4 protein-coding genes are annotated in these 2,896 nt (G+C 61.4%); 1 reads left to right on the top strand and 3 read right to left on the bottom strand.

All coding sequences use genetic code 11. The annotated features are described in order from the left end of the window. The 3 genes from groEL to EN993_RS34055 all read right to left on the bottom strand — a co-directional run. The coding region (gene groEL / locus EN993_RS34065; RefSeq protein WP_127266072.1) for a chaperonin GroEL at nt 1–661 on the bottom strand (661 nt) is incomplete at its 3' end. A gap of 62 nt (nt 662–723) precedes the next feature. After that, nucleotides 724–1,020, bottom strand: a complete 297-nt coding sequence (gene groES, locus EN993_RS34060) for a co-chaperone GroES (RefSeq protein ID WP_006203049.1) — start codon at nt 1,018–1,020, stop codon at nt 724–726. Nucleotides 1,021–1,253: 233 nt separating this feature from the next. After that, nucleotides 1,254–2,048, bottom strand: a complete 795-nt coding sequence (locus EN993_RS34055) for a class I SAM-dependent methyltransferase (protein WP_127266071.1) — start codon at nt 2,046–2,048, stop codon at nt 1,254–1,256. Between the two features lie 64 nt (nt 2,049–2,112). On the opposite strand from EN993_RS34055, the gene EN993_RS34050 reads away from it, so the two are divergent. Then, nucleotides 2,113–2,896: hypothetical protein (locus tag EN993_RS34050; RefSeq protein WP_127266070.1), on the top strand; the 784-nt coding region annotated here is incomplete at its 3' end.

The raw sequence follows: 2,896 nt of genomic DNA, 5'->3' as shown, positions 1-2,896 counted from the left end.
GGATGTAGACGTCCTCGAGCTCGGCAACCATCTTGTCGGCGTTGGTGACGAAGTAGGGCGAGAGGTAGCCGCGGTCGAACTGCATGCCTTCGACGACTTCGAGTTCGGTCTCGGCGGTCTTGGCTTCTTCAACCGTGATGACGCCTTCGTTGCCGACCTTCTGCATCGCTTCCGCGATCATCTTGCCGACCGACTCGTCGCCATTGGCCGAGATCGTGCCGACCTGGGCAACTTCCTCGGAGGTCTTGATCTTCTTGGCAGCCTTGCCGAGCGCCGCGACGACTTCGGTCACGGCCAGATCGATGCCGCGCTTCAGGTCCATCGGGTTCATGCCGGCGGCAACGGCCTTGTGGCCTTCCTGGACGATCGACTGTGCCAGAACGGTTGCGGTCGTGGTGCCGTCGCCGGCGATGTCGTTGGTCTTCGAAGCAACTTCGCGGACCATCTGCGCGCCCATGTTCTCGAACTTGTCCTCAAGCTCGATTTCCTTGGCGACGGTGACGCCGTCCTTGGTGATGCGCGGGGCGCCGAACGACTTGTCGATGACGACGTTGCGGCCCTTGGGGCCGAGCGTGACCTTCACCGCGTCGGCGAGGATGTTGACGCCGCGCAGCATGCGCTCGCGGGCATCACGGGAGAATTTTACGTCTTTGGCAGCCATTTTTAGCTCCTGGCAAGGGCTTGGAGTAAGCCCGGGAATTCAGTTGACGGTGAGGCCGATAATCAGCCGATGATGCCCATGATGTCGGATTCCTTCATGATCAGAAGGTCTTCGCCATTGAGCTTGACTTCGGTGCCCGACCACTTGCCGAACAGGATGCGGTCGCCAGCCTTGACGTCCAGCGGGACCAGCTTGCCAGCTTCGTCACGAGCGCCGGAGCCGACAGCGATGATCTCGCCTTCCTGCGGCTTTTCCTTTGCCGTATCCGGGATGATGATCCCGCCGGCGGTCTTGGATTCGGATTCGACCCGGCGAACGACCACGCGGTCATGAAGCGGGCGGAACTTCGACTTTGCCATTTTTTCTTCCTCGATGAGAACGGTGAGAAACAGTTCCTCCATCCGGCGGCGCCGGACCTATGGTTAGCACTCACCAATGGAGAGTGCTAACGTGGCGCTGAAATAGGCCGCCGACCTTTGAGAGTCAAGGTGCGCGAAGACTGCGATGCGCGCGAAATTTTTCTCATGCTGCCGCACGATTTCAGAAAGCCTGGGTTGCGCGCGCCCCGGCTTGAAACGCCGTCCTGCTGTCTTCAGTGTCTTGGCGCTCGCAGCACCAACAGCGGGCATCGCTCGGCAAGCCCATAGCTCCCGGTTAAAGCGATGCGGACATCGCCAAAGAACGCTTTCGCCTCGCTCACCAGTGTTGTCGCCGGCGCGAAGCTGTAGATGGCCGGCGAGTTCCGATAGACATCGATGGTGCCGATGGTGGGCAGGTCCCAGCCCGTGCGAGCCGAAAGCTCTTCGCGGTCAGGAAACAACGCATCGAAACTTTCCGCGATCGTCCTGACCGGAATGGCATGGTCGGGCGCATCGCCCGTCGCGGTCATGGCGACGCGCCATTTGAGTTCATGGAAGGTCGAGACACCGCCCGACAGTGCAAACGCCGGCAGCGCCGCCGGGTCTTCCGGTGTTTCCGGACCGGCAAAGAGACGCAGTCCCGCGCGGCCGTCGGTGCGCAGTACGCCAGCGATTGCCGCAAACAGCGCCCGGCGCCCGGTTGAAAGGCCGAGCGCCGACAGGCAGCCGTCGCCGATCACCGCATCGATGCTTGCGTTCGACACCGGCAAGTCGAGCCAGTCGCCGTTGATTGCCTTTCGCAACGCGGTGTCGCCTGGCCAGATACCGGCGATCATGTCGGAAGATTCGTCAACGGCCGTCATCGTCGTCCCGAGCCCGGCGAGTTCCGGCGTCACGCCAAGCAGAACGACGTGCGCCTTCGAAAGGTTGAGCTCGCGCTCATAGGCCTCAACCGCTTCAGCCGGCGGCCGCAACGGTGGTCCGAGCAACTGCCAGTGCCCTCGAATGGCATTCCAATGGTCGGTCATCCACAGCCCCAAGCCGGCATTGTATTTGCAGCTATAATCGAGGACGCTAATGAGACCAAGCGGCATGACACGCATCGCGGTTATTACGCATGAGTTCGACAGGTTCGAACGCTGGCGCGGCCCGCTGTTTCGCCGCGGCAGTTCCTATATGCTTTTCGATCTGCTGAAGGAACTGAAGCGACGCGGTCATTCCGTCCGCATAATCGCCGGAACGTCGGCAAAGCCGGAGGCCGACATCGCGGTGCTACACGTCGATGCGACCGTGACGCCACCCGAATATGTCGAATACGCACGCGCTTTTCCCTTCTGCCTGAACATCGGGGCTGCCGACATCTCCAAACGACGCGTCAGTGGCGCCTTGATCGGCAAGGATGACGACTGGCAAGGGCCAGTCATCGTCAAGAGTAATCTCAACAATCTCGGGGTGCGGGAGCAGGCGCTCAACCGGCGATCGCTGCGTGCCGGAAAGCCGAGGCCGTTTCCCGGCGTCAAGCTTATCGAGGGTTATCGCGTCTATGCATCCCTTTCGGATGTTGCGCCGGCGGTCTTCGACCGCAGCGATCTCGTCGTCGAAAAATTCATTCCTGAGCCGGAGTCGGACGGCTTTGGAGCCCGCTTCTGGATATTCTGCGGCGAGCGCGAGCGCTGCACCCGCCATGTCTCGCCGCAGAGCCTCGTTAAGGGCGACGATACGATCCGTCATGAGCCGGTTCCGGTTCCCGAGGAGCTTCGCGCGCTGAGGCGCCAGCTTGGCTTTGACTACGGAAAGTTCGATTTCGTCATGCATGAGGGCAGGGCGGTGCTGCTTGATGCCAACAAGACACCCGGTGGCGCCCGCAATCTTTCTG

The organism is Mesorhizobium sp. M7D.F.Ca.US.004.01.2.1, assembly GCF_003997785.1.
Taxonomy (GTDB): Bacteria; Pseudomonadota; Alphaproteobacteria; order Rhizobiales; family Rhizobiaceae; genus Mesorhizobium; species Mesorhizobium loti.
Note: the sequence above shows the minus strand (reverse complement) of the source record. Positions and strands in the feature narration are given on the sequence as shown.